A 19,461-nucleotide genomic window follows, 5' to 3' on the forward strand; every position below is an offset into this window, starting at 1 on the left:
CTGAATGAGCAGATATAATACACAGGTATTAAGCAGTATTCGAATGCTTTGCCGGATGCAGAACATTGACGAGAAGGTTCTGTATGAAAGAGCAAAGCTGATTTTATCCATATATCGAGAGGTGTGCTGGTCTACCATTGATCGTGCGAATGATGTATGTGATACCCTTATTTGTACTTACGGTGACAGCTTAGATGGTGCATTGATTTATCTGGAGAACTTTGCTCCGGATGAAGCGAGAGAACGATTTGAAGAACGCATTCGCAGCTTATTTGAGACAAAGTGGATCATTGAACTGGTAGATATGGCTATGTTGAAAATCAGAGAATATCCAGATAAAGGCGCTCTGTACTGTGAGATTATCTCAAAGGCATATCTCAACCGCTTCAAGTACAGGGAATCAGAAATGCTGGAGGTTTTGAATATGGAACGCAGCACCTACTATGACCGAAAGAAAGAAGCGATACTGTTATTTGGTCTGTCACTTTGGGGAACAGCCATTCCTAAATTGAAAGATTTCCTGGAAAGTGCCCGGGAGGAAGAAGCATTGTGTTATTGTGAATGCTAAGACAGGATTTTAGTCCGACTAAAATCCGATGAAAATACGACGGTTCCCCTACTGAAAGTCCGACTTGTCCAGTGTTAAAATGGCTATGCTGGGAGATAGCGGCATAAAATTGAATAGAGAGAGTTACGCCTCGTGCCTGTAATGGGTACGGGGCTTTTTTTATACCTGCCTATTTTCCCCCATAATTAACACAAAGGCATGAACGAGAGCTTGGAGTAATTTACTCCGGCTCTTTTTTTATGCCTGCAAGGAGGACAGGCAGATGGCAAAGGGTATTGAGAATCGGGCACGATCTCCTCCCGCTGTTTTTGATTTTGCAACTTCACAAATTCAAAAACACGGAGGAACGAAAATGTATTACGACTTGGTTGAAAGCGGAAAAAGAATTAAAGCCTTGAGAAAGGAACATGGGCTTACACAGGAACAGCTTGCGGAGCAGTTAGGTGTTGCCGCAAACACCATTGCACGAATTGAAACCGGCAACAGAGGTATCTCTATTGATTTGGCAATCGAACTGGTTGTGCGCTTTGAGACAACCCTTGATTACATATTTTTAGGTCGTGAATAACCTCAAAACTATACCTACGAGGCAATAAAAACTTGCATGAGGAACAGGTACAATTTAGATACAGCCAAAGAAAATCGGCTGCTTGATCCTTGAAAACTGAATACACAGTCATCGAATACGTTCCTGTTGCCGGTGCGAGAGCATCAGCCACATCAGCGGTACGCCGAGACGTATCGGATAGAGAAACAGAACGACTTTCTTCTATAAATTAAGCGCTTGTCTCTCTCCCGATGCCAGCGATCAATACTGGCTTGTAAATATTGGGTTGCTCCCAATACGGCCATGAAAGCAACAGGATTAAAGATACTTCTCTACGGAGCTGGCGGAGAACCCGGCAGAGGTTAGATTCCTATGGAACTGATTCGCAATCAGTCGTTCGGTGATTCCCTGAGGGCGTAAGCCCTCTTTCCCAGGGGTGCGTGGCAAATATGGGACACATAGACTTTTGGACTGACTGCCTGATTCCTTTCTGGCAGTCAGTTATTACATAGCCAACGAAAGGAGGTCATGGCACATGATGAAAGAAAATTGGGTATATTGCCGTGGTGATATTTATTGCGCCAAGCTGGACCCGGTAGTTGGGTCGGAACAAGGCGGCATCCGTCCGGTTATCGTCATTCAGAACGATACCGGTAATAAACACGCTCCCACATTGATTGTGGCAACGGTCACCACCAGAATCCATAAGAAAGCGAATATGCCGACGCACTTTGTTATTTACGACAATCCTGCATTCAAAGAAGCGTCCGTTGTTCAGCTGGAACAGATTCGTACCATTGATAAAAGCAGGATTGATAATTACTTAGGTAAGGTAACGCCCCGTGAAATGGTAGCGATTGAGAAAGCCTTATCTGTCAGCCTGGCAATGGAACAGCTGAAAAAGCGTTCCCCAAAACATAAAGCAAAGAGAGCGAAGGAGTGAACATAAATGTTTGAAGAAAGAATCGCTGCCATGAATCAGCGCACCGAAGAAGCGATGGCTGCTAACGCAGTTCAGTTTGATAAGAGAACCTATACGGTTGATGAGATTCAGGATATTCTGGGCATCAGCAGAACCAGCGCATACAACCTTGTGAAAAAGAAAGTTTTCCATAGCGTCCGCATCGGTGGCAGTATCAGAATCTCCAAAAAGAGTTTTGATGAGTGGTTGGATCATCAAATGTAAGATTTGTCAAGGGCGTCGTACAACCCGGCGACAAACTTCAAAACATATTGAGAGTTCGATAAAATGTAGCCATGACAAGAAACACATGGCTACATTTTTTACATAGGAGGTTGTACGATGGCGGAAATGAGAAAACGCACGAGTATGTCTGTTCTGGAAATGGGCAGGATGCTCGGTCTTGGTAAAACGGAGTCATACTGGCTCATTAAGAAGAATTACTTCAAAACCATTCTTGTCGGCAACACCATGAGGGTGATGATCGACAGCTTTGAAGAATGGTATGCCAATCAGTTCAAATACCAGAAGGTCGATGGAACCCCTCCCGGCGAGGAATTGAAGAAAACTACATATTCAATGGAGGAGCTTGGACAGCGCCTTGGGCTGAAAGAAGCGACTGCTTACGAACTGGTTGCCAAAGGGCATTTTGATGTGGTCGATGTCCTGGGCAAGCGCAGAGTGACAAAGGAGAGCTTTGAAAGATGGTATGCTTCTCAAACCGATTACCGCACGGTAGAGGATCAGGAACTGGATGCAGATATTATGGCATCCACCTACGGTCTGCCGGAAATGGCAAGAATGCTTGGGGTACATCGTCAGACCATTTACTATATCGTTGCCAATGAAGATTTTGAGCTTATCAAGGTTGGCAGGTATAAGCGAGCTACCAAAGAGAGCTTTGAAAAATGGTATCACAATCAGACCCGCTACCAGTTAGCGGAAGATAGACAGGAAAGGAGCTGATTACATGGCATCTATCGTTAAGAGAAAAAAGAAGTATTCTGTGGTTTATACATACACCGATGAGAACGGCAACAAGCGTCAGAAGTGGGAAACCTTTGAAACGAATGCCGAAGCAAAGAAAAGGAAGTTGCAGGTTGAATATGAGCAGGAGTCCGGAACCTTTATTCCCCCTTCTGCTAAAACCGTCAATGATCTTTTGGATGAGTATATGTCAATCTATGGTGTGAACACCTGGGCGATGTCTACCTATGAAAGCAGAAAGAGCCTGATTGCAAACTATATTCGTCCCCTCATCGGTGATATGAAGCTGGAGGATGTCACGCCGAGAATCATGGACAAGTATTACCGAGATTTGCTTTCTGTCAAAGCGGTTTCTTCTAAGTATGTAAAAGCCCGTACAGAATATCTGACTCCGCATACTGTCCGAGAGGTTCACAAGACATTGCGAAATGCTTTCAATCAAGCGGTCAAGTGGGAATTGATGACCAGAAACCCTGTGGAGCACGCTACGCTGCCGAAAGAAGAACACAAGACCAGGGATATCTGGACAGCAGAAGTGCTCCAGAAGGCTCTGGAAGCCTGTGACGATGATATTCTTCGTCTGGCTATTAACCTTGCCTTCTCCTGTTCCCTGCGAATGGGCGAGCTTCTGGGGCTTACCTGGGACTGTATTGACATTTCCCCCACCAGTATTGAACTTGGTCAGGCAAGCATCTTCGTTGAAAAGGAGTTGCAGAGAGTAAATCGTGAAGCGATGGCAGATCTGGACGGTAAGGACATCATGTTCAAGTTCCCACCGACCTTCGCCAGTACGCATACCGCATTGGTTCTCAAAACTCCTAAGACCAAAACAAGTGTCCGCAAGGTGTTCTTACCGAAAACCGTAGCGGAAATGTTGGTACAGCGAAAGGCTGACATCGAAGAACTGAAAGACCTTTTCGGTGACGAGTTCGTAGACTTCAATCTGGTTTTCTGTTCTTCCAATGGCAAGCCGATTGAGGGGCAGGTTATCAACCGTGCTTTCAATAAGCTGATTGAGGAGAAGGGACTGCCGAAAGTGGTTTTCCATAGTCTCCGACATTCCAGTATCACTTACAAGCTGAAGCTGAACGGCGGCGATATGAAATCCGTTCAAGGCGATTCCGGTCATGCACAGGTCAAGATGGTAGCGGATGTTTACTCCCATATCATCGACGATGACCGCAGACTGAACGCTGAAAGAATGGAAGCTGCGTTCTACTCAGGCAGACAGGCAACGCCTGAGCCGGTTCAACCAGCCGCAACGGAAAGCTCCGCTGATGATAAAGAACTTCTTCTGAAGCTTCTGCAAAATCCGGAAATGGCAGCACTCCTGAAGTCGCTGGCAAAAACATTATAGTAACTGCAAGGGCAGATCCTTTTACATAGCTACAATAGCTGTAAAAGGGTCTGCCCTTATTTTTTTGTTATGGAGGTCAACGAGTATGGATAGAATCTTTATGGACGAGTATTACGAGCATCTGAGAGCTGACAATATCGAGGCATTTTCCAAGGAAAGGAACGACGAATATGTTGGCAGAGCTGAGGAATACAAAGCAGCAAAGTCGGCATTGCTTGAAGGATTGGGACTTGAGCATTTGTTTGACCATAGCCATGAACTGACTCCGAAAGAGAAAGAAATATGGATGCTGTTCGATAGGGTTGATGTAGCAGAGCTTCTTGCAAGGGATGCTTTTGCCAAGGGTGCTTATATGCTCGGCGCTGAGGATAGAGAGATTATGCTGAAATAAAAAAAGACCTGCTTCGGCGGGTCTAAATTACATAGAATCATTGAGTCTGAAAAACCTTTGAAATTCTTAATAATTCTGGTTGAAAAATTCATTTTGAAATGATATATAAAACAGACTGAAATCTGTGTCTAAGGACACCCGCACCCTCACACGAGAATGAATAGGATTTCCTATCATTTCGCATCACGAGAAGTTACATAGTGACATTTACTTGCACTTGCAACGTCCACCAAAAATCGAAAGACTTGCTAATTTCGAGCCAATCGGACGGTGTAAAATCCCTCTGAATTAGCTATCACAGCGTAGTATCAGATGGGATTTGAAATGCTGAAAAACCTTGTATTTCCAAGCATTTTTAAGCATTAGATGCCACTTCCCGATGTCGTATCGGGTCTACTCCTAAGCGGAAGGCCGTGTGTTCGAATCACATCGGGGACGCCAGCGCACTATCGCGGAAGGTTTCTCACGAAATCTTCCGCGTTTTTGCTAATAAAAAAGAGGATCAATTGACGAACTGCTAAAAAACGGGCTGTTTATCTAACGAGCGAAAGCAGCCTGATCGAGGCCATCTGCTAAAAATGGCGTAAGGTTCCGTGTCTACCTTTGCATTTGGGTGTAAATCTGTGATAAATCGGTCCGGACGGAAAGAATCTGCTGTAATTCGGACCAGATGGAAGAATTGCTTGAGAACCGAATTTCTAATCGCGTTAGAAATTCAGGCTGAGATATTTTAGATATCTAAAAGCGCTCCCCTATTTTAGCATTTTGGAAATATTTATGCAACTCATATGCAGAATACTAGCTTTCAGACAGCGTTTTAAGACAAAATCAGAACCAAAGAAAACAAAATACAGATATCTTACATAAGCCCTGTGGTGACGAAAATCATCACGGGGCTTTTGTCGTTTCCGGACTTTCCCGGCAGCGCATCAAAGTTTATGGAGGATATCGTGATGAGAAAAAAAGCGAGACGCAGCACCATTCTGATCGACGGGATCAGGTACTATGCGGAAAAACCGGAGACCTGCCGCATGTGCTTCTTCTGGAAGAACCGCAAGGTCGGCTGCATTCTGGGAAAACAGAACTGCTACTACCTGGCCGAAGCTGTGATGACCGAGCAGGAAAAGAAATGTGAAGGCTGCTGCTATGCCAAGGGTCAGCCCTGCGTGAGCGCTACCTGCTATAAGGATCTGGAGGCCTGGCTTCGAGCCAAGCGCGCCCGGAAAGAAGGTGGCGCAGATGAGTAAGCAGGATGAGAGCTTTCGCAGAAGCGAGAAGCTGATCAAGGTTTCGAAGAGAGGATCGGCTGAAAACAAGCCCGGAAGCTGTGCCCACTGCCATTACCATCGTCCGGATTTCAAGTATCGCCGGTGTCAGTTCACCAGATGTCCCTACGGGCAGAAGGACAACGTGTTTCGCAAGAAGCCCCTCAAGCGCGATAAATTCTCCTGAAAGCAGGTGGTGACAATGAGTGTTTGATTATTTCTACGGAGCCCAGTCCGAACAGTTTGCCTTCTACCGGGTTCCCAAAGTACTTTTTACGAATGACCGGTTTAAATACCTGTCTGCTGAAGCCAAAACCCTGTACGGCATCTTACTGGATCGGGTTCCTCTTTCTGCGAAAAACGGCTGGATCGACGAGCAGGGCCGCGTGTATATCATCTGTACGATTGAAGAGATCATGGCAGACATGAACTGCGGAAACAAAAAAGCCGTCCAGCTGTTATCGGATCTGGAAACAAAGGTCGGTCTGATTGAGCGAAAGCGTCAGGGACTTGGCAAACCGAACTTGATCTACGTGAAGAATTTCATCTCCGTGGATGACCCTGTGGAAAGACATTTCTTGAAATGTCAAAATGACACTTCTGGAAGTGTCGAAAGAACATCTCTGGAAGTGTCGAAAAGACACGGAACTAATACTGATATGAATAATACTGAGTATAGTGATACTGATTCTATCTTTCCTTCCGGAAATAATCGAAGGGTGGACGGAAAAGACACCTATCAGAAATATTATGATTATTTCTCAGAGCATCTCAATATCAGCCAATTAGAGAAGGATTATCCTTACGATACGGAGCTGCTGGATAACATTCTGGATCTGATCGTTGAAACGGTCTGCAGCAAGAAATCGATGATTCGTATTGCCGCAGAGGATCGTCCTGCAGAGGTCGTTCGCAGCCGGTTTATGAAGCTGGATGCCGAACACATCCGCTATGTGATGGATTGCTTCAAGGAGAACACCACGAAGATCAGAAATATCCGCCAGTATATGCTGACTGCGATCTATAACGCGCCGATCACCATAGGCACGTATTACGATGCGCTTGTCCGGCACGATATGTCGCAAGGCTACGTGGAAGGAGGATTCAAAAAATTGAAAATGAAACGTGAGGAAGGAGCGTGGTGAAAAATGTCGAATAAAGCAACCGTCATTGCGGTGGTCAATCAGAAAGGCGGGACCGGCAAGACCACCACCTGTGAAAACCTTGGAATCGGCCTGGCAAACGAGGGCAAGAAGGTCCTTCTGGTGGACACGGATCCGCAGGGCAGCTTGACCATTGCCTTGGGCAATCTCAGACCAGATGATCTTCCGGTCACACTTACCGACCTGATGGCAAAGATCATGCAGGATCAGCCGACCCTACCTAAGGAGGGTATCCTGTCGCATGAAGAGGGCGTGGATCTTGTTCCCGCAAACATCACGCTGTCAGGTCTGGAGGTCTCTCTGGTGAATGCCATGAGCCGCGAGACCATTCTCAAGCAGTACCTGGAAACGGTAAAGGGTCAATACGACTACATCCTGCTGGACTGTATGCCGTCCCTCGGAATGCTTACCGTCAATGCACTGGCTGCTTCCGACCAGGTGCTCATTCCCGTTCAGGCCAATTATCTGTCGGCAAAAGGCCTGGAACAGCTGCTTCAGACCGTCAACAAGGTCAAGAGGCAGATCAATCCGAAGCTGAGGATCGAAGGGATCCTTCTGACCATGGTGGATTCCCGCACGAACTATGCGAAGGAAATCAGCTCCCTGATCCGTGACACCTATGGCAGCAAGCTGAAGGTCTATGATGCGGATATCCCGCGCTCCGTCCGTGCAGCGGAGATCAGTGCGGAGGGAGTGAGTATTTTTAAGCACGATCCCGGCGGCAAGGTTGCCGAGGCCTACCGGAGTCTGACAAAGGAGGTGTTGCAGAATGCCGAAAAGAGGCGGAAACATCAGCTTGACCAGCTACGATGATATCTTTGAGACGGATGAGAGCCGTGCAGAGAGCCAGCTGGAACGAGTGCAGAACATCAGCATCAGCGAGCTGGTGCCCTTTAAGGATCATCCGTTCAAGGTGGTCGATGACGAGGCTATGCTGAGAACGACGGAAAGCATTGCCCAGTACGGCGTGCTGACTCCTCTGATTGCAAGGCCTTTGGAGGATGGCGGATACGAGATCATCTCCGGACACCGCCGTGCCCATGCTGCTGAAATGGCAGGACTTACGGAAGTGCCGGTGCTGGTCAGGGACATGGATGACGATGCCGCCACCGTGCTCATGGTCGATTCTAACCTTCAAAGAGAAAGCATTCTGCCCAGTGAGAGGGCCTTTGCGTACAAGATGAAACCGGAGGCGATGAAGCATCAGGGTGAACGAGCTGATTTACTGTCTGTCGGAACTTCGCGACAAGTTGTCGACAAGTTAAAATCGGCAGATGTACTTGGTAAAGATACAGGTGAAAGTGGCCGCCAAGTTCAGCGATTCATCCGACTCACCAATCTGATCCCCGAGCTTCTGGATATGGTCGATCAGAAGCTGATCTCCTTTAACCCCGCTGTTGAGCTTTCGTATCTTGCACCGGAGGAACAGGAGATCTTCATGCAGGCCATGGATGAGGTGCAGGCAGCCCCTTCCCTTTCTCAGGCACAGCGCCTGAAAAAGCTGGCGCAGGAAGGCGGTTTCACCATGGACTCCGCCAGAGAGATCATGAATGAGGTGAAGAAAGGTGATCTTGAACGGGTCACCTTCCGAAATGAGCAGTTGAGGAAGTATTTCCCAAGGTCCTACACGGCACAGCAGATGCAGGACACCATTATCAAGCTTTTGGATCAGTGGCAGAAAAAGAAAGCCCGCGATCAGGAGCGCTAATCGAATACCGGTACCCTAAGCACTGTCAGAAGAAACGCTTTTGATGGTGCTTTTCTTTTATCCAAAACACCAAAAAGGAGTACGAATCAATGAACGAAAAAGAAATGATGAAGCAGCTGCAGGATCTGCGGGCCAGCATGGAAGAGGAGGCTGCCAATGCGCTCCTCGTCGAGGTTGCAAAGATGGCAGAGGTGTTCTACACCAGCGCCATCGCACTTTCCAGGTTCTGCAATATGTTTCAGGGGAAGGCTCCCCAGGAGCCTGAAAAGTGCGAGGAAGAGGACGATGATTGGGACGAGGATGACATCGAATATATGGATACCACCGTTCTCTATGCTGTTCCCGGCAAGGGTGTGCAGCTGATGGAGGAAGAAGAGGCCATGTCGAGGTTCCCCGATTTTGAAGATGAGCAGACGTTCCACTGCGTTGAGATCGCGGAGAATCTGTTTCTTCACTATATGGAGCACTCCTGGGAAAGCGAAGATGATATCACGATTACGGATCCTGTGTATATCGCCAGAGTGGGTGATGACGGGGGCGAATGTGAAGAGCTCACTGCCATGGATTTTCTTACCGCTATGCTCTTTTTGGATCAGCATGCTATGACCATTACTGGCGAAACCGGCAGAACCGTTTGCGGTTATTGGCTGCCGAAGAAGGAGGACTAACCTATGACTTTTGAACAGTTTAAAGCCCAGGTCATCGATGAGATGCGTGACCGTTTCCCCGAACTGGACATCAGCCTTCAGGAGGTAAGCAAGCTGCAGGGCGAGTCTTATATCGGGATGGCAGTACGTCCCAAGGACAGCAATGTCGCGGCAACCACGAATCTGAAGGCTTTTTTTGAGGATCTCGGCGAGGATTTCAACATGGATGATGTCATGGATCAGATCGCGCATGGTATTTCCGATCAGATTAGCCATATGCCTCAGTTCGATGAGCATGTTCTGAACGATTATGAGCAGATGAAGGAGAAGCTGACCCTTCAGATGATTCCGACTGCCGGAAATGAGGAGAAGCTTTCCGAGATCCCCCACCGCAATGTGGAGGATATGTCCATCGTGTATCGCTTCGAGATGAGCAACAGTGCGAAGGAAATTTCCAGCATCCTCGTCACCGACAGCATGCTCCGTTCTTACGGTATTACTGCAGACCAGCTCCACGAAGATGCCATGGAAGCAGCAGTTCAGACCCATCCCGCTACGCTTCGAAATATGACCGATGTCATGCGTGACCTGATGGGTGATGCCGCAGCGTTGTTGGCACCGGATGAGCCTTCGCCCATGTGGGTGGCCTCTGTGGAGGGCGGGCAGAACGGCGCCTGTGCGATCCAGTACCCGGATTTTCTGGAACAGGCAGCCGAAACGCTGGGCGGCGACTTCTACGTTCCCCCTTCTTCAATCCATGAAGTTCTGCTTGTTGCCGATGACGGCAGCATGGATCTCAGCTATCTGGAGGCGATGGTTCGCAGCGTGAATGAAACCGAAGTTGCCCCTGCGGACAGGCTCTCGGATCATGTCTTCCACTATGACAGCGAGGAGCACATCTTTGAAAATGCCCGTACCTTTGAGGTCCGAGAGGCCATTAAGGAGGAAGCCATGCTGGCGGACGAACCGGCGATGACTTTTGGGGATGATGCTTCTGATTCCAGGGCGGAAGACACCATTACGGTGCTTCTGGTAGAACCCCATGCTCATCCGAAGGTCATTGAAGCCAAGACCGGGCTTGAGGATCTTCAGCAGCTGGTAGGCGGAGATATCGAAGTGGTTTATCCCTTCGAGGACAACGTCGGCCTGATCGTGAACGAGGAGGGCAAGATCAACGGCCTTCCCCTCAACCGCGCTCTGCGTGATGAGAAGGGTGAGATTTATGATGTCATCGCAGGGGCTTTCCTGGTGACCGGCCTTGCCGAGGACAGTTTTGGTTCCCTCACGCAGGAGCAGATTGGCAAGTTTGAAGATCTGTTTCATCAGCCGGAGGTGTTTATGAGGATGGGTCGCAGCATCATGGCGATTCCGCTTCCGGAGGAACAGCTGGCAACCCGTGAAAATGCCAAAGCGAAGGCTTCTGAGGAGATCGGGGCCAAGCCGAAGCACAGGAAGCCGGAACGCGACGATCACTGACTGATCGGAGAAACAGGAGGTAGATATGGTTAGACCACTCGCTTATATCACTTCGAACTGGAGTGATGATGAATTCGAAGCCCGGAGTATGGCCAGAAAATTTTGTCGAAATGTATATGAAGCAGGTTTTTCCCCGATCTGCCCGAAGCTCATGTATACGGATCTTTTCCGTGATGAGGTCCCCCAGGAGCACAAGGACAGACTGGAAATGGCAGCGGAGCTTCTGCGCAGGTCCCGCATTCTGGTTGTCTGCGGTGACTTTATGGATGAGCAGATCAAAGATGATGTTGCTCTGGCCAAACGTCTTCGTATTCCCGCTACGACTCTTGACGGCATCATGGAGGTGGAGGGTTCCACCGGCAAGAGGCTGTAATGCCAATGAAAACGATTGAAGGAGGTGGTGATTCTTGCAGGAAGAAGTTGAAAACAGGACTGTGAATTTGGCCATCAGTACGACCAAACTGACTGCCCGCGGTATTCTCCGGCTGGCTCTGAAAGGACTTGCGTATATCAAGCGGAAGTCCAGGGAATCGGCGTTGAAGCATGAAAAGCCCACCGGCAAGCAGACCATTCAGGAGCTGATCGGTCAGAATCAGGGCGTGACCAATATCGACATTTCCAAAACAGACCTGAAGGGCTTTGAAAAACATGCCCGAAAATACGGTGTCGATTATGCAATCACTAAGGATAAATCTGTTCTTCCACCGAAGTATCTGGTATTCTTTAAAGCCAGAGACACGGATGCTATGACGGCGGCGTTCAACGCCTATTCTGCGGAGATCCTGACAAAGAACAAACGCCCGAGTGTTCTCAAGACGCTGCACAAGCTGGTCGATGCAGTCAGAGACATCCCTGCAAAGGTGGCAACCAGGGACAAGCAGAGGGAGCAGTCACGATGAGTATGGATACTGTGAAACTGAAAAAGTTTCTGATCCGGGCGCTCCCTTATATCCTGATCGGTCTGGTCTGTACCAATCTGGGAGAAGCCTGGCGCATGACGGAAGGTGCCGATGCTTCCGAAAAGCTTTTGTCATTCTTTACGACCATGGGTGTCGCGTTCGAGAATCCGCTTCCGAGCCTTCACCCTCTGGATCTGATAGTCGGCTTGATCTGCGGTGCAGGTTTCCGGGCTGCCGTCTACATCCGGGGAAAGAATGCCAAAAATTTTAAGCACAACCTCGAGTATGGCTCTGCCCGATGGAGTGCATAATTTTAAGTGTAAATGACACATACATGGACGCACAGGAGGTTATGCACATGACTGATTATAGCAAAATTACAGCCCTTTACTCCCGCCTTTCCGTGGGCGACGAGGACAGGGACGGCGGCGAGAGCAACAGCATACAGAACCAAAAAATATTTTTGGAGAACTATGCCAGAGGGCAGCACCTAACCAATATCCGGCACTACATTGACGACGACGAAAGCGGCAGGTTTTTTGACCGTTCTGCCTACTCCCGCATGATGGACGATGTGGAAAACGGGAAAATCGGTGTCTGCATTATGAAAGACCTTACCCGCTGGGGGCGTGACTATCTCCAAGTCGGCAACGCGATGGAGATTTTCAGACGGAACAATGTGCGTTTTATCGCGGTCAACAACGGCATAGACAGTGAGAAGCCCGACACGCTGGAGTTTGCGCCCTTTATCAATATCATGTCGGAGTGGTACGCAAAGGACATCAGCAAGAAAGTAAAAACGGGCATTAAGACCAAAGGCATGAGCGGAAAGCCGATTGTCACCGAAGCCCCTTACGGCTATGTCAAAGACCCGGACAACAAGGATTTTTGGATAATCGACGAGGAAGCCGCCGAGGCTGTCCGTTTGATTTTCCGTCTGTTTATCGGCGGGAAGAACCGCAACCAAATCGCCGTGCATCTGACACAGGAGCAAATCCCAACCCCCACTTTCTACATGAAAGACCGGGGGCGGGGAACCTGTAAAAATAAGACGCTCAACGAGGATAACCGCTGCAAGTGGAACAAAGCCACCTTGACCAATATCCTCACACGGCAGGAGTATTGCGGCGATGTAGTCAACTTCAAGACTACAAAGCATTTCCGGGATAAACATAACCACTATGTAGACCGGAGCCAGTGGCACATCACAGAAAATGTGCATGAGCCGATTATCAGCCGCAGCGATTTTGAAACCGTACAGCGGATTTTGGAAAACGCACCCGTCAAACGCCCCAACGGGGACGGGGAAATCCACCCTCTTTCCGGCTTGCTTTTCTGTAAGGACTGCGGCGCAAAAATGCACATTCGCATAGATTATCGGAATGGCGGCAAGCGTCATGTTGCCTATTGCAGCGAGTACCACAAGGGAAAAGCCAAGAACCCCAAATGCAATTCCCCGCACATCATGGACGCGGACTTGCTCATGCAGACCGTCGCGGAAGTGCTGAAGAAAATCGAGGACTATTCTATCAGCAACCGGGCAGAGTTTGAAGCCTTAGTGAAAAAGAACCTTGCCATGCAGCAGACCGACAAGACCAAGAAACAGCAGAAGCGTATTCCGCAAATCACGACGCGCCTTGAACAGATTGACAAGGTGCTGAATAAGCTCTACGAGGACAACGCCCTCGGCACGATCCCGCAAGACCGCTATGAGCAGATGTCGCAGAAGTATTCGGAAGAATACTATGTGTTGAAAGCGGAGCTTGCCACGCTCCAAGAGCAGCTGTCCGCTTATGAGAACGCGGGAGGACGGGCGCAGAAGTTTTTGAAGCTGACGGAACGCCATGCTGCCTTTACCGACCTTACACCCGCCATTCTCAACGAGTTTATCAGCAGGATTGAAGTGTATGAGCGCGACCAGAAAAGGGCGAGATACGCAATCCAGCACATCAGCATATATTTCAATTATATCGGCAAGTTTGAGAATGAAGTGACACAGCTTGCGGAACCGACCGAGCAGGAAATCCGGCAAATGCGGGAGGAAATCGAAGAAGCCAAAAAGGAAAAGAGCCGCGCATACCACCGGCAGTATTCAAGGGAGTACCGGGCGCGAAACCTTGAAAAGCAGCGGGAGTATGACCGTATCAAGGCGCGGGAATACCGGGCGAAGAAAAAGGCGCAGGCAGCCGCCGCACAGCCCACACAGTAAAACAGAATAACCGTCAACCAAGAGGGATTTTCCGAGTTACGGGAAATCCCTCTTTTGCACCCGGAGAAAGGAGCCGCCTATGGCAGAACAGACCCCCGACAATATCATCACGACCCAGAGGAACGGGCAGACCATTGTTGCGGAGTTATTTTTCAATCACAGCAGCACAGAAACATTCCGCGACAAGCTGCTCAAACTGGTGCTTGCCGACAGTACGCGTTTATCCGCGTCTGACGGTCAAGAGCCGGAAAAAACAGAAATCTTGCGATAACAGCCGCCCCGACGAACCATTCCCTGTCCGGGCGGTTTCTATTTGAAAATCCTCATTTTCCCCAAGTCAAGAGCCGGGAAAAACACCCGAAAAATGCCCCTATTGCGTAACAGGGGCGCAGAAAGGAGAGTTTATGAGAACAGGGCTTACGAAGCAGGAAAAGACCACCGATATTTGGTTTGACGAGAAAGACCCGCTGATCCATATCCGCACCCACAACACCGACCTAAAGAAACGGATGCTTGCATACAGCCGCCGCTACCCGGAGAACTGCAAGCAGACCGACACCGACCCGGAAACGGGCTGCATGGAGTTTGACATTGAGAAAGGCCGTTTCTCTTTCCGTCTGACCGCCCCATACAGCGAGGAACGGCGGGAAGCAGCGCGGCAATATGCCAGAGAAAACAGCACTACAAACTTGTTGAAATAATGTGGATTTGTTCATGTTCTTGTGCTATACTTTTCTCAAAGGCACAGAATGGCAGATATAAATTCGTGGGAGAAAAAATATGAAGAAGCATAGAAAATGTAAAAAGATAATAATAGCTTTTGTAACAGTGTTGTTTATAGCATTTGTTGCAGTAATTGGGCTACACAAAACAGGGATTTATCGTTTTGATTTCTTAAAGGACATCTATAAAAAAATTGATTTTCAACTAAGTACGAATGAGCTTAACATTCCGCAGGACGCTCTTTCATTTTCTGTTTATGATATTGAGCAAGAAGAATATTTATTTTACGAGGGTGATAGCCAGTTGCCCACTGTCGCAAGTTTGGCAAAACTATTTGCCATTGATTATGCTTTGGGAAAAGTAGATTTGGAAGATATTGTTGAAGTAAATCAAGAGGTATTAGAACTTGTTCCGGCGGGTTCATCTTTAGCAAATCTGTATGCTGGGGAATACACAGTTAAACAAATCATGGAGGCTATGCTTGTTCCTTCCGGAAATGACGCAGCCTATGTGTTGGCATATCATATCGCTAAAAACGAATTAGGCGAAGGTTATACAGCAACGGAATATATAGATTATTTCATGACAGAACTTAGTGAGTATTTAATCGAAGCAGGCTATTCCAAAACAAATTTATATAATGACCCAAGTGGCGCGTCTATGCAAGCTGACTCTCATTTAGATGACATTAACCGCGTAGCGTTGAAGCTCCTTAACTACGATTTTGTTAAAGAATGTATTGGAAAAAGCGAATTTTCAATTCAAACTCCGCAAGGTGAATTTACATGGAAAAATACAAATGAATTTTTAGATGAAAATTCACCGTACTATAATGCAAATGTTAAAGGAATGAAAACAGGAACAATGGCATCTTCCTATAACATTGTTGTTCTGTATGAAAAAGATGGAAAAGCATATTTAATTACCTGTTTAGCGGCACACTCAAATGAGGGGAGATATAAAGCGGTACAGTCTGCTATCAACACGATTATTGAATAATGATGATGAAATATCCCGTTTAAGTAAAGTGTCAAAACAATAAGGGTAAGATAAAACAGCACACAATAAAACTTAATACCCACCCAAAAGGGCAGCCGAGAAATCGACTGTCCTTTTTCTATGCCGACAGGCAGAAAGGAGCGGCCACCCATGACGAAACCGAGAGAGAAAACCCGTGAGGAGCTGCAAGCCGAGATTGAGGACAGAAAGAAGAAAATCCGGCAGTTTGAGAACCGATAATGTACAATAACTTGCGCAAATTGGAAAAAGCATAAAAGAAGACATAGCTTGCAGGCTCTGGTAGAATGAAGTTACCACACAAACATTCGAAAGGAGACAGCAAACTATGTCCGAGAAAATTGTACAGCTAAACGAGGAAGTAATCAAGGGCCAAATCAAGGAATTGGTTCGCGGCAGCGTGGAGGAAACCCTGAACGAGCTGCTGGAAAAGGAGGCGGAGTCCCTGACGCAGGCGGCCCGCTATGAGCGCAGCGAGGCCCGTCAGGGCTACCGCAGCGGCCACTATGACCGTAATCTTACCACCACTTCTGGCGATGTCACGCTCCACGTACCCCGGCTCAAGGGCGTATCCTTTGAGACTGCCATCATCGAGCGGTATCGCCGCCGGGAGAGCAGCGTGGAGGAGGCCCTCATCGAGATGTACCTGGCAGGCGTCTCCGTGCGCCGTGTGGAGGACATCACGGAGGCACTGTGGGGCAGCAAGGTCTCGCCCGCCACCATCAGCGAACTGAACAAGAAAGCCTACGTTCACATCGAGGACTGGCGCAACCGCCCCTTGCGGGGCGGCCACTATCCATACGTCTACGTGGACGGCATCTACCTGCGCCGCAACTGGGGCGGAGAGTACGAAAATGTTGCTGTTTTGGTGGCGATCGCCGTGAATGAGGACGGTTTTCGTGAGGTTTTAGGCGCTGCCGAGGGCATGAAAGAGGACAAGGCCAGTTGGGTCAGTTTCTTCCAGTGGCTTCGTGGACGCGGACTGGACGGCGTGAAGCTCATCGTCGGGGACAAGTGTCTGGGTATGTTAGAGGCCGTGGGCGAGGTGTTCCCGGACGCCAAATATCAACGCTGCACGGTGCATTTCTACCGCAATGTTTTCTCTGTTGTGCCCAAATCCAAGGTCAAAATTGTAGCGAAAATGCTCAAGGCGATCCACGCCCAGGAGAGCAAAAAGGCCTCCCGCGAGAAGGCAAAAGCCGTGGTCGCCGAGCTGCGCGCCATGAAGCTGAAGGAGGCCGCCAAGAAAGTCGAGGACGGCATTGAGGAAACGCTGACCTATTGTGACTTTCCCAGCGAGCATTGGACGCGCATCCGTACCAACAACGTGATCGAGCGGCTGAACCGTGAGATCCGCCGCCGAACCCGCGTGGTGGGGACGTTCCCTGACGGCAACTCCGCCCTGATGCTGGTCTGTGCCCGCCTTCGCCATGTGGCAGGTACCCAGTGGGGCTGCAAGAAATACATGAATATGAAGCACCTGGAGGCGGCTCTGGATGACGCCTCTATTGCCGGCTGACTTCACTCAGCCGGAGCCTGCAAACAATTTTGCGCATAAATCTTGACGGGACCTGAGAACCGAGAAAAGATGTTGCGTCAGAAGCTATCCAAAGAGGAACGCAGAACGCGCAGCCACCGCCTTATTGTCCGGGGCGCGGTCTTTGAAAGCATTGTGCCGGAAGCAAAGAACATGACCGACGAGGAAGCCACAGCACTTCTCCGGCTTGCCTTGACGAGTGAACCAGCGCGGGAATATCTGAAAAAACGAGCAGAGGGAGCGACAAGCTGAAAATCCCTTAGGAACTAAGGGCGCACTTATACACCCTTACGGGCGTGTGCGCTCTGCCGAGGGCTTGTCTCCGCACAGGGAGATTTCCCCGCACTCCGATATGGCGGCTTTGCCGCAACAAGGGGCTGCACCCCTTGCGCCGCTTCGCGGCTATCCCTGCACACCCACAAAAACAGTACACCCGCCGTTGGCGTCTGTACCATTTTTGCGGGTTTTATTATCCTATCCGGGAGGTGATACCCATAGCCATTTACCATTGGAACATCGGCATTGTGAGCCGAGGAAAAGGCAAATCAGCCGTTGCCGCAGCCGCCTACCGAAGCGGCGAGAAAATCACAAACGAGTGGGACGGAATGACACATGACTACACTCGCAAAGGCGGCGTTGTCCATACAGAAATCATGCTGCCGCCCCATGCCCCACCCTCTTTCTCTGACCGTTCAACCTTGTGGAACAGCGTGGAGCTTTACGAGAAAGCCGGGAACGCCCAGCTTGCCAGAGAGATTGACGCAGCGCTCCCCATAGAATTATCCAGAGAGGAACAGATCCGGCTTGTCCGGGAATACTGTTCCTCTCAATTTGTTTCCAGAGGAATGTGTGTGGATTTTGCCATTCACGACACCGACAGCGGCAATCCCCATTGTCATATCATGCTGACTATGCGCCCCCTTGACGGGCGCGGCGCGTGGGCGGCGAAATCCAAAAAGGAATATGACCTTGACGAAAACGGCGAACGTATCTGCTTGCCAAGCGGCAGATACAAGACGCACAAGGTTGACCTTACAGGCTGGAACGACAAGGACAACACCCTCTTGTGGCGCAAGGCGTGGGCTGACTTTACCAACGACTTTTTGGAGAGGAACGGAAGCCCGGAGCGTATCGACCACCGCAGCAACGCCGAGCGCGGCATTGACGAGATACCCACCGTCCACATGGGCGTGGCGGCTTGCCAGATGGAGAAGAAAGGCATCGCCACCGAGAAAGGCGAACTGAACCGAAATATCCAAAAGGCAAACCGCCTTATCCGGGAAATCCGGGCGCAGATTGGGAAGCTCAAAGAGTGGATTGCCGACCTGTTCAAAGCGCGGGAAACCGCCCCGGAACAGCCGCCGCAATCTCCCAACCTTGCAAATCTGTTGATGAAGTATTTGAGCGTTCAGAGAGAAAAGAGCCGGAAGTATTCGCAGAGTTGGCAACAGCAGCACGCAACCGATGAATTGAAAACCATAGCGGCAGCGGTCAACTATCTCTCCGAGCATGGTATCTCTAATCTTGACGAGCTGGACGCAGCCCTTTCCTCTGTCAGCGATAAAGCCTATTCAATCCGGGAGGGAATGAAAACCGCCGAGCAGCGCATGAAAGAACTGCAAAAACTCATGGAGTACGGCAGAAATTATCAGACCTACAAGCCCATACAGGACGAGTATCGGCAAATCCGCTGGAAAGGAAAACAGGAGAAGTTTGCGGAAGCCCGCCGCGCCGAGCTTACCCTATGGGACGCGGCAAACCGCTATCTCCATGCAAATCTGCCGAAAGGGACAAAGACCTTGCCTATTGCGGAATGGGAACAGGAATATGCTGACCTCAAAACACAGAGGGACAGCGATTATGCCAAATTGAAAGATACCCGCGCCGATGTTTCTGAACTTCAAAAAATCCGCAAATGCGTGGATATTGCACTCCGCGCCGAGCAGCCGGAGCTGACACAGAACCGCACCAAGCGGCATGATATAGACCGCTGAAAGGAGTTGAAG

22 protein-coding genes and 3 pseudogenes are annotated in these 19,461 nt (G+C 49.2%); all 25 read left to right on the forward strand.

The window, feature by feature from the left end; genetic code table 11:
• Positions 1-4 precede the first annotated feature (4 nt).
• Complete coding sequence (locus ACSAMP_RS01135) at positions 5-568, forward strand: hypothetical protein (RefSeq protein ID WP_002304412.1); 564 nt, start codon at positions 5-7, stop codon at positions 566-568.
• Positions 569-830: 262 nt separating this feature from the next.
• On the forward strand, positions 831-1,136 hold the full coding sequence (locus tag ACSAMP_RS01140) for a helix-turn-helix transcriptional regulator (RefSeq protein WP_002304413.1): 306 nt from the start codon (positions 831-833) through the stop codon (positions 1,134-1,136).
• Between the two features lie 517 nt (positions 1,137-1,653).
• A complete protein-coding gene (locus ACSAMP_RS01145; RefSeq protein WP_002304415.1) occupies positions 1,654-2,058 on the forward strand; it encodes a type II toxin-antitoxin system PemK/MazF family toxin in 405 nt (134 codons plus the stop codon).
• A gap of 6 nt (positions 2,059-2,064) precedes the next feature.
• Complete coding sequence (locus ACSAMP_RS01150; protein ID WP_002304418.1) at positions 2,065-2,301, forward strand: helix-turn-helix domain-containing protein; 237 nt, start codon at positions 2,065-2,067, stop codon at positions 2,299-2,301.
• Between the two features lie 117 nt (positions 2,302-2,418).
• Complete coding sequence (locus tag ACSAMP_RS01155; protein ID WP_002304420.1) at positions 2,419-3,042, forward strand: helix-turn-helix domain-containing protein; 624 nt, start codon at positions 2,419-2,421, stop codon at positions 3,040-3,042.
• A 4-nt stretch (positions 3,043-3,046) separates the two neighbouring features.
• Positions 3,047-4,420, forward strand: a complete 1,374-nt coding sequence (locus tag ACSAMP_RS01160) for a site-specific integrase (protein WP_002304423.1) — start codon at positions 3,047-3,049, stop codon at positions 4,418-4,420.
• An 85-nt stretch (positions 4,421-4,505) separates the two neighbouring features.
• Positions 4,506-4,811, forward strand: coding sequence for a hypothetical protein (locus ACSAMP_RS01165; RefSeq protein ID WP_002304425.1), 306 nt, complete (start codon positions 4,506-4,508; stop codon positions 4,809-4,811).
• A gap of 953 nt (positions 4,812-5,764) precedes the next feature.
• Positions 5,765-6,058 (forward strand): hypothetical protein, encoded by a 294-nt coding sequence (locus ACSAMP_RS01170; protein WP_457799227.1) that lies wholly within the window; start codon positions 5,765-5,767, stop codon positions 6,056-6,058.
• On the forward strand, positions 6,051-6,263 hold the full coding sequence (locus ACSAMP_RS01175; RefSeq protein WP_119637368.1) for a hypothetical protein: 213 nt from the start codon (positions 6,051-6,053) through the stop codon (positions 6,261-6,263). The genes ACSAMP_RS01170 and ACSAMP_RS01175 overlap by 8 nt, the downstream gene beginning before the upstream one ends.
• A gap of 19 nt (positions 6,264-6,282) precedes the next feature.
• Positions 6,283-7,221 (forward strand): DUF6017 domain-containing protein, encoded by a 939-nt coding sequence (locus tag ACSAMP_RS01180; protein ID WP_457799228.1) that lies wholly within the window; start codon positions 6,283-6,285, stop codon positions 7,219-7,221.
• Positions 7,222-7,224: 3 nt separating this feature from the next.
• A complete protein-coding gene (locus ACSAMP_RS01185) occupies positions 7,225-8,052 on the forward strand; it encodes a ParA family protein (RefSeq protein ID WP_457799229.1) in 828 nt (275 codons plus the stop codon).
• Positions 8,009-8,947, forward strand: a complete 939-nt coding sequence (locus ACSAMP_RS01190; RefSeq protein ID WP_457799230.1) for a ParB/RepB/Spo0J family partition protein — start codon at positions 8,009-8,011, stop codon at positions 8,945-8,947. Before ACSAMP_RS01185 ends, ACSAMP_RS01190 begins: the two co-directional genes overlap by 44 nt.
• A gap of 89 nt (positions 8,948-9,036) precedes the next feature.
• Positions 9,037-9,615 (forward strand): hypothetical protein, encoded by a 579-nt coding sequence (locus ACSAMP_RS01195; protein WP_457799231.1) that lies wholly within the window; start codon positions 9,037-9,039, stop codon positions 9,613-9,615.
• 3 nt (positions 9,616-9,618) lie between these two features.
• Entirely contained in the window at positions 9,619-11,070 is a 1,452-nt protein-coding gene (locus ACSAMP_RS01200; RefSeq protein WP_457799232.1) for a DUF5688 family protein, read from the forward strand.
• Between the two features lie 25 nt (positions 11,071-11,095).
• On the forward strand, positions 11,096-11,443 hold the full coding sequence (locus ACSAMP_RS01205; protein ID WP_457799233.1) for a DUF7768 domain-containing protein: 348 nt from the start codon (positions 11,096-11,098) through the stop codon (positions 11,441-11,443).
• 34 nt (positions 11,444-11,477) lie between these two features.
• Entirely contained in the window at positions 11,478-11,969 is a 492-nt protein-coding gene (locus ACSAMP_RS01210) for a PcfB family protein (RefSeq protein WP_457799234.1), read from the forward strand.
• 2 nt (positions 11,970-11,971) lie between these two features.
• A pseudogene (locus ACSAMP_RS01215) lies at positions 11,972-12,271 on the forward strand (VirD4-like conjugal transfer protein, CD1115 family); the annotation flags it as partial.
• 32 nt (positions 12,272-12,303) lie between these two features.
• Positions 12,304-14,178 carry a DUF4368 domain-containing protein gene (locus tag ACSAMP_RS01220; protein ID WP_457799235.1) on the forward strand — a complete coding sequence of 625 codons (1,875 nt, stop codon included), beginning with the start codon at positions 12,304-12,306 and terminating at the stop codon, positions 14,176-14,178.
• A 79-nt stretch (positions 14,179-14,257) separates the two neighbouring features.
• Positions 14,258-14,449, forward strand: coding sequence for a transposon-encoded TnpW family protein (locus tag ACSAMP_RS01225; protein ID WP_112091126.1), 192 nt, complete (start codon positions 14,258-14,260; stop codon positions 14,447-14,449).
• A 133-nt stretch (positions 14,450-14,582) separates the two neighbouring features.
• Complete coding sequence (locus ACSAMP_RS01230; RefSeq protein WP_158365019.1) at positions 14,583-14,879, forward strand: hypothetical protein; 297 nt, start codon at positions 14,583-14,585, stop codon at positions 14,877-14,879.
• 79 nt (positions 14,880-14,958) lie between these two features.
• On the forward strand, positions 14,959-15,900 hold the full coding sequence (locus ACSAMP_RS01235) for a serine hydrolase (protein WP_158365021.1): 942 nt from the start codon (positions 14,959-14,961) through the stop codon (positions 15,898-15,900).
• Positions 15,901-16,050: 150 nt separating this feature from the next.
• Positions 16,051-16,137: pseudogene (locus ACSAMP_RS01240) on the forward strand (DUF3847 domain-containing protein); the annotation flags it as partial.
• 109 nt (positions 16,138-16,246) lie between these two features.
• On the forward strand, positions 16,247-17,437 hold the full coding sequence (locus ACSAMP_RS01245) for an IS256 family transposase (RefSeq protein ID WP_457799236.1): 1,191 nt from the start codon (positions 16,247-16,249) through the stop codon (positions 17,435-17,437).
• 54 nt (positions 17,438-17,491) lie between these two features.
• Positions 17,492-17,707 (forward strand): annotated as a pseudogene (locus ACSAMP_RS01250) (DUF3847 domain-containing protein); the annotation flags it as partial.
• Between the two features lie 134 nt (positions 17,708-17,841).
• The gene (gene mobQ, locus ACSAMP_RS01255) at positions 17,842-19,449 is read left to right on the forward strand and encodes a MobQ family relaxase (RefSeq protein WP_457799237.1); all 1,608 of its coding nucleotides are present in this window, start codon (positions 17,842-17,844) and stop codon (positions 19,447-19,449) included.
• Positions 19,450-19,461: the final 12 nt, after the last annotated feature.

Source organism: Flintibacter sp. SJQ-8, from assembly GCF_054108085.1.

Excerpts from the sequence above, each read along its gene's own strand:
- ACSAMP_RS01220 (WP_457799235.1), top strand. The coding sequence starts at position 12,304 with ATGGACGCACAGGAGGTTATGCACATGACTGATTATAGCAAAATTACA.
- ACSAMP_RS01175 (WP_119637368.1), top strand. The coding sequence starts at position 6,051 with ATGAGTAAGCAGGATGAGAGCTTTCGCAGAAGCGAGAAGCTGATCAAG.
- ACSAMP_RS01195 (WP_457799231.1), top strand. The coding sequence starts at position 9,037 with ATGAACGAAAAAGAAATGATGAAGCAGCTGCAGGATCTGCGGGCCAGC.
- ACSAMP_RS01200 (WP_457799232.1), top strand. The coding sequence starts at position 9,619 with ATGACTTTTGAACAGTTTAAAGCCCAGGTCATCGATGAGATGCGTGAC.
- ACSAMP_RS01165 (WP_002304425.1), top strand. The coding sequence starts at position 4,506 with ATGGATAGAATCTTTATGGACGAGTATTACGAGCATCTGAGAGCTGAC.
- ACSAMP_RS01145 (WP_002304415.1), top strand. The coding sequence starts at position 1,654 with ATGAAAGAAAATTGGGTATATTGCCGTGGTGATATTTATTGCGCCAAG.
- ACSAMP_RS01135 (WP_002304412.1), top strand. The coding sequence starts at position 5 with ATGAGCAGATATAATACACAGGTATTAAGCAGTATTCGAATGCTTTGC.
- ACSAMP_RS01155 (WP_002304420.1), top strand. The coding sequence starts at position 2,419 with ATGGCGGAAATGAGAAAACGCACGAGTATGTCTGTTCTGGAAATGGGC.
- ACSAMP_RS01235 (WP_158365021.1), top strand. The coding sequence starts at position 14,959 with ATGAAGAAGCATAGAAAATGTAAAAAGATAATAATAGCTTTTGTAACA.
- ACSAMP_RS01230 (WP_158365019.1), top strand. The coding sequence starts at position 14,583 with ATGAGAACAGGGCTTACGAAGCAGGAAAAGACCACCGATATTTGGTTT.
- ACSAMP_RS01225 (WP_112091126.1), top strand. The coding sequence starts at position 14,258 with ATGGCAGAACAGACCCCCGACAATATCATCACGACCCAGAGGAACGGG.
- ACSAMP_RS01205 (WP_457799233.1), top strand. The coding sequence starts at position 11,096 with ATGGTTAGACCACTCGCTTATATCACTTCGAACTGGAGTGATGATGAA.
- ACSAMP_RS01190 (WP_457799230.1), top strand. The coding sequence starts at position 8,009 with ATGCCGAAAAGAGGCGGAAACATCAGCTTGACCAGCTACGATGATATC.
- ACSAMP_RS01140 (WP_002304413.1), top strand. The coding sequence starts at position 831 with ATGGCAAAGGGTATTGAGAATCGGGCACGATCTCCTCCCGCTGTTTTT.
- ACSAMP_RS01160 (WP_002304423.1), top strand. The coding sequence starts at position 3,047 with ATGGCATCTATCGTTAAGAGAAAAAAGAAGTATTCTGTGGTTTATACA.
- ACSAMP_RS01170 (WP_457799227.1), top strand. The coding sequence starts at position 5,765 with ATGAGAAAAAAAGCGAGACGCAGCACCATTCTGATCGACGGGATCAGG.
- ACSAMP_RS01150 (WP_002304418.1), top strand. The coding sequence starts at position 2,065 with ATGTTTGAAGAAAGAATCGCTGCCATGAATCAGCGCACCGAAGAAGCG.
- ACSAMP_RS01245 (WP_457799236.1), top strand. The coding sequence starts at position 16,247 with ATGTCCGAGAAAATTGTACAGCTAAACGAGGAAGTAATCAAGGGCCAA.
- ACSAMP_RS01185 (WP_457799229.1), top strand. The coding sequence starts at position 7,225 with ATGTCGAATAAAGCAACCGTCATTGCGGTGGTCAATCAGAAAGGCGGG.